Here is an 18,109-nt window from a genome sequence, read left to right on the forward strand (position 1 = left end):
TTTTGTTCAAGCGCTTTGCTTCTGTTTGCGATGATCCGCGAAGAATGCTTTGCCCTGAGCAACGCGATCTGACGCTCGCGGCATGTTGATCGCCGGCGCCTCCTGCCGTTCGACGTACCAATAACAATGGCTCACCGCGCGGGTGATACCGACATAGGCCAGGCGCAGGATTTCGTCCTTTTGAGCGCTGTCGTACGGCTCGCTATCACCGTTCTTGCCCAAACCGGCCATGCGGTAAACCTGATTCTTGTACGGCGAACTGGTCAGGTGCTGGCAATCGCCGAGCAGAAATACCGCATCTGCCTGCAAGCCTTTGGCGCTGTGAAAGGTCAGTTGCTTAAGGCGGCGGTCTTCGTACGGCAATCTCGAATCCACATTAACTACGGACTGAATATGTTGTTCAATCAATGACTTATCGCTACTTTTTCGATACAGCATGAGGATCGAATGACCTTGTCGATAATGTTCGGCGAGGCGCTGAGCGAGGGCTTGATCATCGCGCTCCAGCACATTGACTGGCTGCAAGGCTTTGACTTCGCCGCTGGCTTTGGCCTTTTTGCCGGGGATTGCTGGTGCCGCGCGTACGATATGCTCGGCGGCATCAATGATGTGTTGATGGCTGCGATAGTTGTCACTGAGCATGACCCGTGTCGTGCCAGGCGACGGGAATTCCTTGTTGAACTCCATGAAATATGTCGGTGAACTGCCGCGCCAGCCGTAGATCGATTGCCAGTCATCACCGACGCACAGCAATGAAGAGCGCTGCGCACCGCGGCCGACATGCATCGCCGGGCCACGACTGCGGATTTCATTAAGCGTGGCGCGGATCCACGAGACGATCTGGGGAGAGACATCCTGAAATTCGTCGATCATCAGGTGGGACATCGGCCTGAGCAGCTCATCACTCAGCAGCTTGAGATTTTCCGGCGAATGTTCGCTGAACAAGGCGAACATGCGGTTGTAGGTCATCACCGGCGGTTTCTGATCGAGCAAATGATCTTCGAAAGCGCGCCAGAACAGGCTCAGCGCCTCGAAGAAAAACCGGTCCGGGTCATCCTTGGCAAAACTCATGCGGCCAACGGCATCCGGCACGTCCAGCCCGAGGTTTTCGATGAAGCCTGCCGCAGCGACGAAACAGTCGAGCAAGGGCGCTGAAGCCAATTCGCCTTTGACCTTGTAATCGAAGCCTGGACCAGCGCTGGCATCGCCAGCCAACGTCGCGAGCACACGCTTCGCCGAATCGTAACTATCGAACCATATCAATGGCTTACGACAGAAAGCTTGAAACAGGGTGCGCTTCACCGCCCATTCCGCGCGGATACTTAGCTTGGCATTGGGGCGAGCAAGCTGCACATTTTCCCGCGGATCAAAACCGAGAACGACCCAGGCATCGAGACTGGGGATGTAGCCGTGACAATGAAATTTCGCACCATTGATGTCGAATGTCTGCCGGTTCGGTTCGACGCCTTTTATCGGCCAGGCGCCGGCACGAAACCACAGATCTTCGATGGCATCGCACAGTTCTTCGTCGCGTTTGGCGGCCAGTTCCGTCACGGCCATGCGTTTCTGCACATCGGGGTGATCACGCTCCAGCTCTTTGAGCTGGAGCGCGGCGCGGGACAATGGCTGGATCAGCTGGCGGAAACGTTCGTCCTCAGTGAACAAGCGGTGATAGCAAGTGTTGAGCTGCTGACGCTGGGCATCGTTGATACGCAGGTCGAATGGATTACTGTCGACGTCCTCATCTGCGCCCGGCGTTCGGTGGCTGAGATTTTCGAACGCTTGCAGCCGTTCGAAGCCCGGCAGACTGCGCACCATCGGCAGGATGCGCGAATGGAAGGTTCGCACCAGCTCCCGTGCCTGTTTAAGGCTCAGTGTCTGGCCCCAGAGCGCGAACATCTCGATCAGTTTGCTGATGAAATCCTTGCGCGACTCTCGGGTGAATGTCACCACAGTCATTGAGTCGAGCTCAAAGCCCAGATATTGCGTCAATAACAGAATGCGCAACACCAGCGTGGTGGACTTGCCTGCACCGGCGCCCGCGACCACGGAGGTCGACGGCGTATCGCTGAAAATCATTTTCCATTGCGCCGCGCTTGGCTGCGCATGCTCCGGCAGCAACCGCGCCACGTCAGCCTTCATGCGCTTTTTCAACTCGGCGTTGAGCGGCAGGCGCCAGTCATCAAACAGATAGTTATCGACACTTGGCGGACGGTGCTCGGTATTGCGGCTGTCGCGGATCAGCAGCACTTGCCGACCTTCCTCCAGCCCTTCCAGCTTGCCCTCCTTGAAACCGTATTCGACACCCGCCGTGTGGCCGCTGCGAAATCCGTCGGCCTGGCCATGCAGCCAAGACGCACGATGCTGCGCGCGCAGGCGGGTCAGGCCGTGGCCGAAGAAACGCGCGGCCAGGCGCTTGAACCAAGGCATCTCGGCCAGAGGACGGAGTTCGGGAGGAAGATCAGGAGTGTGTTGCGCCACGCTGAGGGCTCCAGTGTGTGAGGCTGAGGGCGGCTATGGTGTCTGCATTCGTCGTCGAGTTCTAGCGAAATGCTTACAGGACATTGGTTTAGGTGACGAAGTGAAAGTGAGATCAGACCGTAAGGGCGGAATTCCGATCGATTTATTCGATCATCATGCTGCATTTTTTACGCTTTTTATCGATGGTTGGCTGACAGATGATCGCCGTCATAAACCACCGGTTTCGCCGCAGGTGCCGTCATCGCACTGCACGCCGAGCCTTTTGAGGAGACGATCATGCTTGAACTCAGACCTTTCAGCTCGCTGGGCGGCGCCCATCACGCCTGGCTGGATGCCCACCACCACTTCTCGTTCGCCGAGTACTACGATCCGGCGCGTATGAACTGGGGCAACTTGCGCGTTTGGAACGACGACATCATCGCCGCCGGAACCGGTTTTCCGCAGCACCCGCACCGCGACATGGAAATCATCACTTATGTGCATGAAGGCGCGATTACTCACCAGGACAACTTGGGCAACAAGGGCCGGACCGAAGCGGGCGATGTGCAGGTGATGAGCGCCGGAACCGGCATCGCTCACAGTGAATACAACCTGGAAGCCACAGAGACGAAGATCTTCCAGATCTGGATTCTGCCGACCGAAACCGGCGCACCGCCATCGTGGGGCGCAAAACCGTTTCCCAAAGGTGAGCGCGAAGGTTTCGTCACGCTCGCCAGCGGCAAGGACGGCGATGACCAGAGCCTGCGAATTCGCGCTAACGCACGGTTGGTCGCGGCGAACATCAAAGCCGGAGAAACCGCTGAATACCATTTGGACGCGGGGCGTCGCGCTTACCTGGTGCCAGCCACCGGTGTGATCGAAGTCAACGGTTTGCGCGCCCAAGCGCGCGACGGCGTGGCAGTGGAACACGAGCAGGTGCTGACTGTTACTGCGATTGAAGACAGCGAAATCGTACTGGTGGACCTCGCCTGAGGTCGAATTCGCAGGCAAAAAAAGACGGGCGACCCAATGGTCGCCCGTTTTTTATTGTGCGTTCGCTGCCTTACTTGCTGGAGATGGCGCCATCTACCAGCGTCTGCGCTTCGGCCACCAATTGCTTGAGGTGATCATCGCTGATAAAGCTTTCGGCGTAGATTTTGTAGATATCTTCGGTGCCCGAAGGACGCGCGGCGAACCAGCCGTTTTCGGTCATCACTTTCAGACCGCCGATGGCCTGGTCGTTGCCTGGTGCGTGGCTGAGAATGCTTTGGATTTGCTCGCCAGCCAGTTCGGTCGAAGTGACCTGTGCCGGTGACAGCTTGCTCAGCAGCGCTTTCTGTTCAGGATTGGCCTTGGCGTCTACGCGCACCGAGAACGGTTCGCCCAACTCGGCAGTCAGCGCGTTACACGCCTGGCTTGGATCGCGACCCGTGCGAGCAGTCATTTCGGCGGCAAGCAATGCCGGAATCAGCCCGTCCTTGTCGGTACTCCAGACACCGCCATCCTTACGCAGGAACGACGCACCGGCGCTCTCCTCCCCGCCAAAGCCCAATGAGCCATCAAACAGGCCGTCGGCGAACCATTTGAAGCCAACGGGCACTTCGTACAGACGACGACCCAGGCGTTTCGCAACGCGATCGATCAAGCCGCTGCTGACCACGGTTTTGCCCACGGCGGCATCAGCACGCCATTGCGGACGATTCTGGAACAGATAATCGATGGACACCGCGAGATAATTGTTCGGCGCCAGCAAACCACCCGATGGGGTCACGATGCCATGGCGATCGTGATCCGGATCACAGGCGAACGCCACGTCAAAACGCTCTTTCAGACCGATCAAACCTTGCATCGCATGACTGGACGACGGGTCCATGCGGATTTGACCGTCCCAGTCGACTGTCATGAAACGGAACGTCGAATCAACCTCTTTGTTGACCACCTCCAGATCCAGACGGTAATGCTCGGCAATGGCCGACCAGTAGCGCACCCCTGCTCCACCCAGCGGATCAACACCAAGGCGCAGCTTGGCATCACGAATGGCGTCGAAGTCGATGACATTGATCAGGTCAGCGACATAGGTGTTGAGGTAGTCATGGCGGTGCGTGGTGCTGGCCTTGAGCGCCTGCTCGTAGCTGATGCGCTTGACCCCGGCGAGTTTGTTCGCCAGCAGTTCGTTGGCCTTGGCTTCGATCCACTTGGTGATGTGCGTATCGGCCGGGCCGCCGTTGGTAGGGTTGTACTTGTAGCCGCCGCTTTGTGGCGGGTTGTGCGACGGCGTGATAACGATGCCGTCAGCCAGGCCCGTGGTACGGCCACGGTTGTAGCAGAGAATCGCGTGAGAAATCGCCGGCGTCGGCGTGTATTCATCGCCTTCGGCAATCATCACGGTCACCCCGTTGGCCGCCAGCACTTCCAGAGCGCTTGCCCCGGCAGGCGTCGACAACGCATGGGTATCGATCCCGACGAACAATGGGCCGTTGATGCCCTGGGCTTCGCGATACAGGCAGATCGCCTGGCTGATTGCCAGAACGTGCCATTCATTGAAACTCAAGTCGAAGGAGCTGCCTCGGTGGCCGGACGTGCCAAACGCCACGCGCTGAGTGGAAACCGATGCGTCAGGCTGACCCGTGTAATAGGCCGTTACCAGTCGCGGGATATCGACCAACAGTTCTGCCGGTGCCGGTTTGCCCGCAAAAGGACTGAGTGTCATGCAAAACCTCTGATAAAGAGTGGTTCAGGAAATACAGCGCAGTTTACTGGCAGTTTGACCGTAGTGCGACGAGATGTATCCGAGCAATATCAGATGTTTTTTAACGTCAGTCACCGGGGGCCAGGCGCAAGGCATCTGCGAGCATTCCGACCACGGCAGCCAGGTCGTGATCACCCTGCCCGAGCGAGCTCAGACGCATGTGGTGTTCGTACAGGCCATTGGCACTGAACAGCTCACCCGGTGCGATCAGCACTTGTTGCTTGAGCAGTCGTTGAAACACCGCGCGCATGTCCACGGGTCGCAACGAGCGGACCCAAACGGTGGCGCCTCCGTACGGTTCGACGATCTGCAGGGTTTCGCCCAGACGTTCGCGCAGTAACTGGATCAAATGCGTACGGCGTTCTTTGAGCAAACGCCGCAATATCGGCAGGTGGTGGTCAATGCGCCCACCGGCGTAAAGACGGGCGATGGCCTTCTGCCGAATCGGCGACATGCGAAATGAGCGCAGCAGGAAATGTCGGTGCAACTCATGACGCCACTGGCGCGACAACACGAAGCCGTAAGGCGCTTCAGCGCCAATGACATTCTCGAAACTGGAAAATACCAGCAAGCGCTCTGGGTCGAGCAGATTGCGCAAGCGTTGCCCGTCCAGCCGCTCATCCAGTTCGCTGTAACAATCGTTTTCCAATACCCAGGTGCCGTGTCGTGTGAGCAGGCTGGCAATGGCGCGGCGGTTGTCCTCACAGACCAGACTGCCGTGGGGCATACTCAGCGCCGACGACAACAGGATCAGCCGTATCGGTTCGGTTTTGAGCAACGCTTCCAGTCGCCGCGCATCCAGCTCCCCCAACGCCTGCAACGGCAATTCAATGACGCGCACATTGTTGGCTTCCAGCAGGCGCAAAATCGTCCAGTCGCACGGTGATTCGATCACCATCGTCGCGCCACGCAGCGCCAGCACACTGATCAATATCTCCAGCACTCCGCGCAGGTCGGCGCCGATGTAGACATCCTCGGCATGCCAACACCGCGTGGCCGATGTCGTGTAGCGCGCGGCGAGTACCGTGCGCAGTTCGAGCTCGCCACAAGGCTGCGTGTTGATGTGCGTCTGACGCGGATATTGGCGCAACAACTCGCGTTCGAGCATCAATAGCGGGCTGTCGAGTGGCAGCACCGCCGCCGGATCATCGTGACTTAGCACGCAGATATCGGGGCGTCTGGCGTGAAGGCACAACGTTTCAAGCAAATCCTCGCCGTTTCCCGGTGCCGTCCAAGGTGTCTGCGCCCTTGCGTAATATCCCGATTTCGCAACCGAATACACCCGGCCTTCCTTCTCCAGCAGTGAATAGGCGTACTGGATCGTCGAGATCGACACATTCAACCGATCAGCCAACTGTCGCAGCGACGGCAAACGCACCGGTTCATTGCCGCCCGGTTCGTTGAGCAGTTGATTCAAGTAACGATAAACCGCCTGATAGGCGAAGTCGTTTTCGCGCAAGGTTTTCATCGGCGCCAATCCCGCGGCGATTCGGTGCCTGCCGAATCGAACTCCACCGTCAACCTTCCGCCGAGCGGCCGTTGCCAATGGCACACCCACCGGCTTGCATCTCGGGCGAGTCCGGCGCCTGCAACTGCATCGCCCCCATCGCATATAGACGAGCAATCAGCCGAACCGGCATTCCGCTGACATCCGTCATCCATTTCAATACCTGCTCGGGTGCATGCAGACCTTGCATGGCTCGGTGAAGATCCGGCAAGGCCACCAGCATGCCGGGGTGACAGCTGCGCAAGAATCGCTCAAGCCCGGCACCGCCGTTGACGAAAGGCGCGAACAGCAGACAGATCACTTGGGTTTCATCCATGGCGAATCCCAGCTGCAGCGCCTCGCGTGCCTGCTGTTGCGAATGGTTCAGATCCGCCCCGCTCCCAAACGTCGCCAGCCACTGTTCTCGGACAGATTCGGGGACTTGCCTGTGTTGCATCAGTTCGAGATTACGCTGGAGGAAGTCGCGAACCCCCGCCTCATAAGTACGCCCCTCAATAAAACTCGCGTGCAAACCTTCCAGGTAAGCCCCTACCAACGGGTCGGCATATTCGCTTTCGCTGTATTGCTGCACGAGGTCGCCCGGCTGAAACCCGAGAAAATCACTCAGCAACGGCCAGCGCTCCTCCAGATTGCCGACGACCATATCGTGGATATCGACATAACTTGTTCGCCGGCAGGCCTCGAATTTGCCCTCCGGGCGCCAGGGCGTCAGCTCGTCTTCGCTATGGAATTCGCGATAGAAATCACCATCCTGCCTGTCGAGCAACCCGAACAGCTCTTCAAACGTGCCTGAATTGCAGGGCAGCCCGCCGACTCCGGCTTTTTGCAGCGCCCGGTTCAGACCATCGAGAAAGTGTTTCTGCCGGCGCGGCGGCTCACTGCCGATCAGAGCGTCGACACCATGGTTCCAGCGGGCAACCTGGCTGTAGAGCCCTGCGGTGGCAATATAGGCGTCATCCCACAGTTCGAGCTTTTCGCTGAAGCCACGGCGATGGGCAATCATGAGCAGATTGAATCGATTAGCCGCGACGCTTTCCTCTTTGACCGGCGCCTGAGCATCGAAAGGCAGTACCTCACGATTATCGACCATCACCAACTCGACTCGCGGATCATCGTAGAGAAACAGTGAGCTGTAGCTGCGATGCAGGTTTTGCAGGGTGCTGGCATCGTTGGCGTTCCAGCGCAAGGAGGCAACACGCAACTGGAACGTGGCCGGCGCACGGCCGGCAAGACTCAACTGGGCCGCTCTGAGCAACGCCAGGCTGTAGAAGCTGTCCCGGGCACCGGATTGCACCACCATCACCTTGAAATCACCGATGCGCTCCATCCCCCCCGCCGCCACCACGACTCTATGAATCAATAACTGCAACGCCGTGCGCTCGGCACGCGAGAAGAAACTCATCAAGCGTTGCAGCACTTGCTGGTAGACGTAGTTCATTGCCTGATCATGGATTGCGCTCATCGGTACTTCACCCGGTAATCGAAATGGTCATGTCACGCAGTCCCAACAAGGGGACGCGTGAAAATTCATTAGTAAGTAATAGACGCTCAGATGCTAACACTTGTGATTGCGTAGTTATTTGAAACACTTGATCTGAAAGGCACCCGATCAAAGTCCTATTAAGCCACGTATCACCTTGTTTTCTATGCCTTTTAGATATTGTTAAAAGCTTCTTCGGAAACTTCCCACAAGGTCCTACGGCAAATGAGCACAAGAAAAAAAGACGCAACTTCGGAATGGGACTACAGCCTTTAAACACAAGTAGACGTTAGAAATATCGGAAGTCGATTTATATCGAGCGAAGCAAATAGAATGCACAGCCATAGCTCATTCCTTGAGATGAAAGTAATCATTCAATTATCAGGGCTTGTGTGGGGATTAGAAGATACAGATCGAGGGGAAAAACCGGTTCAGTTGCTGAACCGCCCCGTGCAGGGCGCCCGGGGAACTGTGGTTTTCAGGAGGATTAAACGCAAAAGAGTCCGTGGGATCACGGACTCTTTGGTTGACGGACAGCTATTGGATATCAGGCGGGCTCGACTTGCAGAGCAACCCGTTCACGACACGGACATTCATCCATGTACCGGTGCGCCTCGACAAACTCGGTGAACGGAAACACTCGGGTCTTGAGCGGCAGCAACACACGATCCGCCGTCAACTGGTTGATGTCGCGCAGGGCACGTTGCAGCGCGACGTGATCCTGAACGATGCCCAACTCCGGCTTGCCGGTGAAGTTGCCGATGCAGTGCACGAAGAACTGAATATTCTTCTGGAACGCTGCACAGGCCGGGAACGGCGTTTGATTGCCACCTTGCAGACCATACAAGACCAGACTGCCACGCGGTGCCAGCACATCCCCCAACAGCGACATCTGCGGGCCGCCAAGGCCATCGAACACGACGTCGACGCCGCGATTGTCGGTGATCTTGTTGATCCGCATCAGCAGATCTTCTTCCTCGGTGACAATCACTTTTTCTGCGCCAAGGGACAGCAGGTATTCGCGCTCTTCCGCGTCTTTGGTCGCGGCAATCACCCGCACTCCCAGTGCCTTGCCCAACTGGACGAACGAAGGGCCGGCGCAGTGACTGGCGTCAGTCACCAGGGCAAATTGGCCAGGCTTGACCCGCGCCAGATCGGCGTAAGCAAAATAGGCGATCAACAGTGGCGTGTAATGCACGCTGGCCTGAATCGGGCTGAGTACGTCTGGATAACGGGTCAACGCGGTACGCGGCAATATGATCTGCTCGCCATAAACCGGGTAGTCATTCGGGCTCTCGGCCGGAAAACTGGCAACCTTGTCACCCACCGACAGGTCATCGACACCATCGCCGATAGCTGTGACCACACCCGCCATCTCGTGGCCGAGGCCCGAAGGCAGACGTGCCTGCGACGAGGCCAGGTTCTGACGCCAGAGCGTGTCGTACCAGCTGATGCCGATCGCTTCGACACGCACCTGCACTTCGCCAGGACCTGGCTGAGCGGCCGCATGCTCTTCGCATTTGAGCACCTCGGCCGGACCAAACTTGTGAAAACGGATCGTGCGGGACATCGCAAACCTCGTCAAAGTAACCTCTAATGCCATGAACTCTATCTGGGCTTTCGACCCACGACTATCAGTGGCTATTAATAGTCAACATGCCTGTCATTGATTCCGCAGCAATGGCGGCATTGGCGAAATCGATGAAAAAAGTGCTGCCACTGTTTCAGTAAAGCTGAATTTTCCGGTGCAGAGTACCAGCCTTTCCCCGTAAGATTCATGCCGGCCATTGTTCTCATATGGTCGCTCTCGTCAAGCTTGATGACTCTGCCAGGACTCCAGATGAATCGTAATGACCTGCGTCGTGTCGACCTGAACCTGTTGATCGTATTCGAAACATTGATGCACGAACGCAGTGTGACCCGGGCGGCGGAAAAATTGTTCCTTGGTCAACCGGCGATCAGCGCGGCGTTGTCGCGCTTGCGCAGTCTGTTCGATGATCCTTTATTCGTACGCACCGGACGCAGCATGGAGCCGTCCGCTCGGGCGGTGGAAATCTTCGCCCTGCTCTCGCCTGCGCTCGACTCCATTTCGACGGCAGTAAGCCGTGCGGCAGAGTTCGATCCGGCGACCAGTACCTCGGTATTTCGTATCGGCCTGTCCGATGACGTCGAGTTCGCCCTGCTGCCCATGCTGCTCAAACGCTTGCGCGCCGAAGCGCCGGGCATCGTGCTGGTCGTGCGTCGGGTCAACTACATATTGATGCCGGGCCTGCTCGCCTCCGGAGAAATTTCCATCGGCGTCAGCTACACCACCGATTTGCCGGCCAACGCCAAACGCAAGGTTTTGCGTCGCAGCGCGCCAAAATTGCTGCGCGCTGACACCGTGCCGGGACCGTTGAGTCTGGACGACTACTGCGCGCGCCCGCATGCGCTGGTGTCGTTTGCCGGAGACCTGAGTGGTTTCGTCGACGAAGAACTGGAAAAACTCGGACGCAAACGGCACGTAGTACTGGCGGTGCCGCAGTTCAATGGATTGGGCACGCTGCTGGCAGGCACGGACATCGTCGCCACCGTGCCGGATTACACGGCGGAAGCACTAACGGCGGCTGGCGGTCTGCGCGCCGAAGACCCACCGTTGCCGACGCGCACGTTCGAGCTGCACATGGCGTGGCGTGGGTCTCAGGATAACGATCCGGGTGAGCGCTGGTTGCGGTCGCGGATTCAGATGTTCTTCGGCGATCCGGACAGTCTGCAGTAACGCTGTTGTTGCCAAATCCCCTTCGCGTCCGTCGTGATGGCAATGTGCTAATGACAAATGCGGTAATAAAGTTTAACTTACTGCCGCGCCGGCCCATGGGGGCCGGAACACCCGCATTCAGTTAAGGAAAACGATGGCAATGGTCTATTGTCGTGCTTGCGCCAAGGAGCTACACGAAACGGCGCTCACCTGCCCGCAATGCGGAGCCAGCCAACAACTCTTGGTGCCGCAGACGCACGCCGAAGTGCCTTGGCTGGCCATCGTCTCGATGATCCTGGGAATTATCAGCGCACTTACGCTGTTTGATGATTCCGAATGGGACGCTGAAACGATCCTCGGTGTTGGTGTTTTCAGCATCGCCGGTCTCGCTTGCGGCGTCATCTGTGTCAACCAAAAACAACCTGGTCGAAACCTCGCAATCGCCGGCATTATTTTGTCCGGCCTCACTGCGTTCGTTTTGGCTTGTCTATCGATTGAATAAATTTTAGGGAAAAAATATGAGCATGGTTTTCTGCCGCGGTTGCGCCAAGGAAATAAGCACCTTGGCCCTGGCTTGCCCACAGTGCGGCGCACCACAGGCAGCTCAGGCCGCGCCGCAGTCCTACGCAAGCGGCCCCGCCATCACCACAGGCAATCCTTACCTTGAGGCATTGAAGAATTACGCCGTGTTCAACGGTCGCGCTACGCGTCGTGAATACTGGCTGTTCTTCCTTATCAACATGGGCGTCGCGTTCGTTATGGGCTTCATTGACGGTTTTGCCCAGACCGGCGGGGTTATGCAAGGTCTTTATAATCTGGCGATGCTGGTGCCGAGTATTGCCGTCGGTGTGCGCCGTATGCACGACACGGACCGTAGCGGCTGGTGGCTGTTGCTGCCGATCGTCAATATCGTTTTCCTCGCACAGGACAGCCAGCCTGGGCCGAATCGTTTTGGTGCCAACCGCAAAGGCATCAACTGACAGCAGCACTGCATCAATCGAAACGGCCTTCACGGCCGTTTCTTTGTTTCTGGCCTTCGCTTTCATAATTGCGCTAAATCTTTGCAGTTCATGCAACAAGCTTTTGCGCTCAAATGAATTGATAGCCCCCTAACGAAAGGTGCATGCTAGAGGGCTTGATTCGCGCTTATATCATTCCGAATGATAGTTACCTTTGCTTCATTCGATTCGTGCCATCACACCCCGCCGAGCATCATCCGCCCATCTTCAATACATTGGCGGATGCATCCATGGAACAATCACTCAAACATTTGCGCTTCCCGTTGGCCCTTTTGGCCGTACTGGTGATGAGCGCCTGCGGCAAGACTCCGGAGACTGCCGCCGCGCCACCTGCTGCCAAAGTCAGCGTGGCCAAGGTAATCGAACAACCGGTCAATGAGTGGGACGAGTTCACCGGGCGCCTTGAAGCGCCTGAAACCGTTGAAATCCGTCCACGGGTTTCCGGACAGATCGACCAAGTCGCTTTCACCGAAGGCGCACTGGTCAAGAAAGGTGACTTGCTGTTCCAGATCGATCCGCGTCCGTTTCAGGCTGAGGTCCGCCGCCTCGAAGCACTCGTAGCCCAGGCTCGCGCCACCGCCACCCGCAGTGAAAACGAAGCCGGTCGTGGTGAGCGTCTGCGCGCCAGCAACGCGATCTCTGCCGAACTGGCTGATTCGCGCGCCAGCGCCGCTCAAGAAGCCCGCGCCGCCGTCGGTGCCCTGCAAGCGCAACTGGACCTGGCCAAACTGAACCTGAGCTTTACCCGCGTGACCGCGCCGATCAGTGGCCGCGTCAGCCGTGCCGAGATCACCGCCGGCAACCTGGTGACCGCCGACACCACCGCGCTGACCAGCGTGGTTTCTACCGATAGGGTCTACGCCTACTTCGACGCTGATGAACGCGTGTTCCTCAAGTACACCCAACTCGCTCGCAACGGCCAGCGCGGTGCTACCACGCCGGTGTACATGGGCCTGTCCAATGAAGACGGCAATCCGCACCTCGGCCAGATGAACTTCGTCGACAACCAGGTCAACCCGAAAACCGGCACTATCCGTGGCCGCGCCGTGTTCGACAACGCTGATGGCACCTACACCCCGGGGCTCTACGCGCGTCTGAAACTGGTCGGCAGCGGCACCTACAACGCCATGCTGATCAATGACGAAGCCGTCGGCACCGACCTCGGCAAGAAGTTCGTCCTGGTGATGGATGCGGACAACAAAACCGCCTATCGCGCCGTTGAACTGGGTCCGAAGATCGAAGGCCTGCGCATCGTCCGTACCGGTCTGAACAAAGACGACACGATCATCGTGAAGGGCCTGCAACGGGTTCGCCCTGGCTCGCCGGTCACTCCTGAAGTGATCCCGATGGCCAGCGAGCAAACCCTCGCGGCACTCGCTCAACAACGTCAAGCGCTGGAAGCCAGCAACCTGCCCAAAGTCGCCCCTGCCAAGGGTGCCTCGGGTTCGGCTGCGAAGCTGGCTGCTACGACCCCACGCGGTTAAGGGACGATAACTCCGATGAATTTTTCCCAATTCTTCATTTCACGGCCGATCTTCGCAGCGGTACTTTCGCTGCTGATCCTGATCGCCGGTGCGATTTCGCTGTTCCAGCTCCCGATCAGCGAATACCCGGAAGTCGTGCCGCCGACCGTGGTCGTGCGCGCCAACTTCCCCGGCGCCAACCCTAAAGTCATCGGTGAAACCGTGGCCGCTCCGCTGGAGCAAGCCATCACCGGCGTCGAGAACATGTTGTACATGTCTTCGCAGTCGACCGCCGATGGCAAGATTACCCTGACCATCACTTTCGCCCTGGGCACCGACCTGGATAACGCGCAGGTGCAGGTGCAAAACCGGGTAACCCGAACCGAGCCCAAGCTTCCCGAGGAAGTGACACGAATCGGTATCACCGTCGACAAGGCTTCGCCCGACCTGACCATGGTTGTGCACTTGACCTCGCCGGACAAACGCTACGACATGCTCTACCTGTCGAACTACGCGATCCTCAACATCAAGGATGAGCTTGCTCGCCTGAACGGTGTTGGCGATGTGCAGCTGTTCGGTATGGGCGACTACTCGCTACGCGTCTGGCTCGACCCGAACAAGACCGCCTCGCGCAATTTGACCGCGACCGATGTGGTCACCGCGATTCGTGAGCAAAACCGTCAGGTGGCGGCCGGTCAACTGGGTGCGCCCCCTGCCCCGAACGCCCAGAGCTTTCAGCTTTCGGTCAACACTCAGGGCCGTCTGGTTTCCGAGGAAGAATTCGAAAACATCATCATTCGTTCCGGCGATGATGGTGAGATCACTCGCCTCAAGGACATCGCGCGGGTTGAACTCGGTTCCAGTCAATACGCCCTGCGCTCGTTGCTGGACAACCAACCGGCGGTGGCCATCCCGATCTTCCAGCGTCCAGGCTCCAACGCCATCGACATCTCGAACGAAGTTCGCGGAAAAATGGACGAGCTGAAGAAAAACTTCCCGCAAGGGATGGACTACAGCATCGTTTATGACCCGACCATCTTCGTGCGCGGCTCGATCGAAGCGGTGGTTCACACGCTCTTCGAAGCATTGATCCTCGTGGTGCTGGTGGTAATCCTGTTCCTGCAAACCTGGCGTGCTTCGATCATTCCATTGGTTGCAGTGCCAGTGTCGCTGATCGGTACGTTCGCGGTGATGCACCTGTTCGGCTTCTCACTCAATGCGCTGTCGCTGTTCGGACTGGTGCTGGCCATCGGTATCGTGGTGGATGACGCCATCGTGGTGGTGGAGAACGTTGAGCGGAACATCGAACTGGGGTTGACCCCGGTCGAAGCCACCAAGCGCGCCATGCGTGAAGTGACCGGCCCGATCGTTGCCACGGCGCTGGTGCTGTGCGCGGTATTCATTCCGGCGGCATTCATTTCCGGTCTCACCGGGCAGTTCTACAAGCAATTCGCACTGACTATCGCCATTTCGACGGTGATCTCGGCGTTCAACTCGCTGACCCTGTCGCCAGCACTGGCCGCTGTGTTGCTGAAAAGCCACGACGCACCGAAAGACCGTTTTTCCAAGATACTCGACAAGATCTTCGGTGGCTGGTTGTTCCGCCCATTCAACCGCTTCTTCGACCGCGCCAGCCATGGCTACGTCGGCACGGTGGGCCGGGTAATCCGCAGCAGCGGCATCGCCCTTCTGCTGTACGCAGGCTTGATGGTGCTGACCTTCTTCGGCTTCGCCAATACCCCGACCGGTTTCGTACCCGGTCAGGACAAGCAATACCTGGTGGCCTTCGCGCAATTGCCGGACGCGTCGAGTCTGGATCGCACTGAAGACGTGATCAAGCGCATGTCCGACCTGGCGCTGAAACAGCCGGGCGTGGAAAGCGCCGTGGCGTTCCCGGGCCTGTCGATCAACGGCTTCACCAACAGCCCGAACGCCGGCATCGTTTTCGTGACCCTGAAGCCGTTCGAAGAGCGTAAAGACCCGAGCATGTCCGCCGGTGCAATTGCCGGTGCCCTGAACGGCCAGTTTGCGAACATTCAAGAGGCGTACATGGCGATCTTCCCGCCACCGCCGGTTCAAGGCTTGGGCACCATTGGTGGTTTCCGCCTGCAAATCGAAGACCGGGGCAACCTGGGCTACGACGAGCTGTACAAAGAAACCATGAACATCATCAACAAGAGCCACAACGTGCCGGAACTGGCTGGCCTGTTCACCAGTTACACCGTGAACGTGCCGCAAGTCGATGCAGCTATCGACCGCGAAAAAGCCAAGACCCACGGCGTTGCCGTCAGCGACATCTTCGACACCCTGCAGATCTACCTGGGTTCGCTGTATGCCAACGACTTCAACCGCTTCGGGCGCACCTATCAGGTCAACGTTCAGGCCGAGCAACAGTTCCGCCTCGAATCCGATCAGATCGGTCAGCTGAAAGTCCGCAACAACAAAGGCGAAATGATCCCGCTGGCGACCTTCATCAAGGTCAGCGACACCTCGGGGCCGGATCGCGTGATGCATTACAACGGATTCATCACTGCTGAAATCAACGGTGCCGCAGCCCCAGGCTACAGCTCTGGCCAAGCGGAAAAAGCCATCGAGAAACTGCTCAAGGAAGAACTTCCGAACGGCATGACCTACGAGTGGACCGACCTGACCTACCAGCAGATTCTGTCCGGCAACACCGCGCTGTTCGTGTTCCCGCTCTGCGTACTGCTGGCGTTCCTGGTGCTCGCCGCCCAATACGAAAGCTGGAGCCTGCCATTAGCGGTGATCCTGATCGTACCGATGACCCTGCTGTCAGCGATTACCGGTGTGATCATCTCCGGCGGTGACAACAACATCTTTACCCAGATTGGCTTGATCGTGCTGGTGGGGCTTGCGTGCAAGAACGCGATTCTGATCGTCGAATTCGCCAAGGACAAACAGGAGGAAGGTCTGGGCCCGCTCGCTGCGGTGCTGGAAGCGTGCCGTCTGCGTCTGCGCCCGATCCTGATGACCTCCTTCGCGTTCATCATGGGTGTGGTGCCACTGGTGTTCTCCAGCGGCGCCGGTGCCGAGATGCGTCACGCCATGGGTGTGGCGGTGTTCTCCGGGATGCTCGGGGTGACCTTCTTCGGTCTGCTGCTGACGCCAGTGTTCTATGTGCTGATTCGTAATTTCGTCGAACGCGGCGAGCAGCGCAAAGCGGCCAGGGCGCAAAAACTTCAACAGCAACTGGAGGCGCAACAATGAGTCTGAAAGTCTTCCTGCCGAGTCTGCTGGTGCTGGCCCTGAGTGCCTGCGCAGTCGGCCCCGACTACAAGACCCCAGTCACGGAGGCGGCGAATATCACCACCGCCACCGACGGCGCCGCCGGGCAAAAGAACTTCGACCGCTCGAAATTCGAAGGCATCTGGTGGCAGCAATTCGACGATCCGACCCTCAACCAGTTGGTGACGCAATCGCTGCAAGGCAACCGTGACCTGCGCGTGGCATTTACCCGCTGGAAAGCCGCACGGGCGATCCGCGACGACGCCGGCAACGATGCGATGCCGACCATTACCAGCCGCGCCAGCAGTGATTTGGGCAAGGGCCAGATTCCCGGCCAGACCACCGACCGGGTCAATAGCGAACGCTACGATCTGGGCCTGGACATGGCGTGGGAGCTCGATCTGTTCGGCCGTATCCAGCGCAATCTGGAAGCCAGCGACGCCGATCAACAGGCGGCCGAGGCCGACCTGTACCAACTGCAAGTCACCATGATTGCTGAACTGGTCGATGCCTATGGTCAACTGCGCGGTGCTCAACTGCGGGAAAAAATCGCCGTGGCCAACCTGAACAACCAGCAGGAGTCGCGCAAGATCACCATCAGCCTGCGTGACGCCGGCGTCGGTGATCAGCTCGATGTCGAGCGTGCTGACGCGCGTCTGGCCAATGTCGAAGCAAGCGTCCCGCAGTTGCAGGCGGAACAGGTGCGGCAGAAAAACCGCATCGCTACCCTGCTCGGCGAACGGCCGGACAAACTGACCGTCGATCTGAGCCCGAAAGATCTGCCGGCAATTGCCAAGGCCCTGCCAATCGGCAACCCGGGCGATCTGTTGCAACGCCGTCCGGACATACTCAGCGCTGAACGCCAATTGGCTTCTGCCACGGCGCGAATCGGCGTGGCGAAAGCCGATCTGTTTCCACGGGTGAGCCTCAGCGGCTTCCTCGGCTGGACGGCGGGACGGGGTTCGCAGATCGGTTCATCGGCGGCCAACGCCTGGGCGCTCGGCCCGAGCATTACGTGGGCAGCGTTCGATCTGGGCAGTGTCCGCGCGCGTTTGCGTGGTGCCGATGCTGACGCCGAAGGCGCGCTGGCGAATTACGAGCAACAAGTGCTGCTGGCACTCGAAGAATCGGAAAACGCGTTCAGCGACTATGGCAAGCGTCAGCAACGGCTGATCTCGCTGATCCGTCAAAGCGAATCAAGTCGCAAGGCGGCCGATCTGGCAGAAATTCGCTACCGCGAAGGCACCACGGACTTCCTCGTGCTGCTCGATGCTCAACGCGAACGGCTGAACGCCGAAGACACACAGGCCCAGGCCGAAGTCGATCTGTATCGTGGCATTGTCGCGATCTACAAGGCCCTCGGTGGCGGCTGGCAACCGGAGACGGTCGCCAGTCAATAACCTGTTGTTAAAGAGCTCCTTTGGTTGGCCGCAACCAACCAAATTTTT

The 18,109-nt window shown here is 58.3% G+C and carries 12 protein-coding genes; 7 read left to right on the plus strand and 5 right to left on the minus strand.

All coding sequences use genetic code 11. The features are described from left to right. Positions 1-6: 6 nt before the first annotated feature. A complete protein-coding gene (locus EL257_RS14260) occupies positions 7-2,481 on the minus strand; it encodes a UvrD-helicase domain-containing protein (RefSeq protein ID WP_126363538.1) in 2,475 nt (824 codons plus the stop codon). Between the two features lie 276 nt (positions 2,482-2,757). On the opposite strand from EL257_RS14260, the gene EL257_RS14265 reads away from it, so the two are divergent. After that, positions 2,758-3,453, plus strand: coding sequence for a pirin family protein (locus EL257_RS14265; RefSeq protein WP_126363540.1), 696 nt, complete (start codon positions 2,758-2,760; stop codon positions 3,451-3,453). Between the two features lie 70 nt (positions 3,454-3,523). Here EL257_RS14265 and pgm read toward each other — a convergent pair whose 3' ends face one another. The 4 genes from pgm to EL257_RS14285 form a co-directional block, all read right to left on the minus strand. Next, on the minus strand, positions 3,524-5,170 hold the full coding sequence (gene pgm, locus EL257_RS14270) for a phosphoglucomutase (alpha-D-glucose-1,6-bisphosphate-dependent) (RefSeq protein WP_126363541.1): 1,647 nt from the start codon (positions 5,168-5,170) through the stop codon (positions 3,524-3,526). 106 nt (positions 5,171-5,276) lie between these two features. After that, a complete protein-coding gene (locus EL257_RS14275) occupies positions 5,277-6,677 on the minus strand; it encodes a PLP-dependent aminotransferase family protein (protein ID WP_126363543.1) in 1,401 nt (466 codons plus the stop codon). A 49-nt stretch (positions 6,678-6,726) separates the two neighbouring features. Beyond that, entirely contained in the window at positions 6,727-8,178 is a 1,452-nt protein-coding gene (locus EL257_RS14280; RefSeq protein WP_126363545.1) for a hypothetical protein, read from the minus strand. A 565-nt stretch (positions 8,179-8,743) separates the two neighbouring features. Further along, positions 8,744-9,766 carry a zinc-dependent alcohol dehydrogenase family protein gene (locus tag EL257_RS14285; protein ID WP_126363547.1) on the minus strand — a complete coding sequence of 341 codons (1,023 nt, stop codon included), beginning with the start codon at positions 9,764-9,766 and terminating at the stop codon, positions 8,744-8,746. Between the two features lie 270 nt (positions 9,767-10,036). Here EL257_RS14285 and EL257_RS14290 point away from each other — a divergent pair, with 270 nt between their 5' ends. From EL257_RS14290 to EL257_RS14315, 6 genes are all read left to right on the plus strand, one after another. Next, on the plus strand, positions 10,037-10,954 hold the full coding sequence (locus tag EL257_RS14290; protein ID WP_126363549.1) for a LysR family transcriptional regulator: 918 nt from the start codon (positions 10,037-10,039) through the stop codon (positions 10,952-10,954). Positions 10,955-11,087: 133 nt separating this feature from the next. Next, positions 11,088-11,435 (plus strand): DUF4190 domain-containing protein, encoded by a 348-nt coding sequence (locus EL257_RS14295; RefSeq protein ID WP_126363551.1) that lies wholly within the window; start codon positions 11,088-11,090, stop codon positions 11,433-11,435. Positions 11,436-11,451: 16 nt separating this feature from the next. Further along, positions 11,452-11,913: a DUF805 domain-containing protein gene (locus EL257_RS14300; protein ID WP_126363553.1), complete on the plus strand. Its 462-nt coding sequence runs from the start codon at positions 11,452-11,454 to the stop codon at positions 11,911-11,913. 269 nt (positions 11,914-12,182) lie between these two features. Beyond that, complete coding sequence (gene mexE / locus EL257_RS14305) at positions 12,183-13,436, plus strand: multidrug efflux RND transporter periplasmic adaptor subunit MexE (protein ID WP_126363555.1); 1,254 nt, start codon at positions 12,183-12,185, stop codon at positions 13,434-13,436. Between the two features lie 15 nt (positions 13,437-13,451). Next, positions 13,452-16,643, plus strand: a complete 3,192-nt coding sequence (locus tag EL257_RS14310; protein ID WP_126363557.1) for an efflux RND transporter permease subunit — start codon at positions 13,452-13,454, stop codon at positions 16,641-16,643. Beyond that, positions 16,640-18,061, plus strand: a complete 1,422-nt coding sequence (locus tag EL257_RS14315) for an efflux transporter outer membrane subunit (protein WP_126363559.1) — start codon at positions 16,640-16,642, stop codon at positions 18,059-18,061. Before EL257_RS14310 ends, EL257_RS14315 begins: the two co-directional genes overlap by 4 nt. Positions 18,062-18,109: the final 48 nt, after the last annotated feature.

The organism is Pseudomonas fluorescens (genome assembly GCF_900636825.1).
Lineage (GTDB): Bacteria > Pseudomonadota > Gammaproteobacteria > Pseudomonadales > Pseudomonadaceae > Aquipseudomonas > Aquipseudomonas fluorescens_BG.

Excerpts from the sequence above, each read along its gene's own strand:
- EL257_RS14265 (WP_126363540.1), top strand. The coding sequence starts at position 2,758 with ATGCTTGAACTCAGACCTTTCAGCTCGCTGGGCGGCGCCCATCACGCC.
- pgm (WP_126363541.1), bottom strand. The coding sequence starts at position 5,170 with ATGACACTCAGTCCTTTTGCGGGCAAACCGGCACCGGCAGAACTGTTG.
- EL257_RS14275 (WP_126363543.1), bottom strand. The coding sequence starts at position 6,677 with ATGAAAACCTTGCGCGAAAACGACTTCGCCTATCAGGCGGTTTATCGT.
- EL257_RS14280 (WP_126363545.1), bottom strand. The coding sequence starts at position 8,178 with ATGAGCGCAATCCATGATCAGGCAATGAACTACGTCTACCAGCAAGTG.
- EL257_RS14285 (WP_126363547.1), bottom strand. The coding sequence starts at position 9,766 with ATGTCCCGCACGATCCGTTTTCACAAGTTTGGTCCGGCCGAGGTGCTC.
- EL257_RS14290 (WP_126363549.1), top strand. The coding sequence starts at position 10,037 with ATGAATCGTAATGACCTGCGTCGTGTCGACCTGAACCTGTTGATCGTA.
- EL257_RS14295 (WP_126363551.1), top strand. The coding sequence starts at position 11,088 with ATGGCAATGGTCTATTGTCGTGCTTGCGCCAAGGAGCTACACGAAACG.
- EL257_RS14300 (WP_126363553.1), top strand. The coding sequence starts at position 11,452 with ATGAGCATGGTTTTCTGCCGCGGTTGCGCCAAGGAAATAAGCACCTTG.
- mexE (WP_126363555.1), top strand. The coding sequence starts at position 12,183 with ATGGAACAATCACTCAAACATTTGCGCTTCCCGTTGGCCCTTTTGGCC.
- EL257_RS14310 (WP_126363557.1), top strand. The coding sequence starts at position 13,452 with ATGAATTTTTCCCAATTCTTCATTTCACGGCCGATCTTCGCAGCGGTA.
- EL257_RS14315 (WP_126363559.1), top strand. The coding sequence starts at position 16,640 with ATGAGTCTGAAAGTCTTCCTGCCGAGTCTGCTGGTGCTGGCCCTGAGT.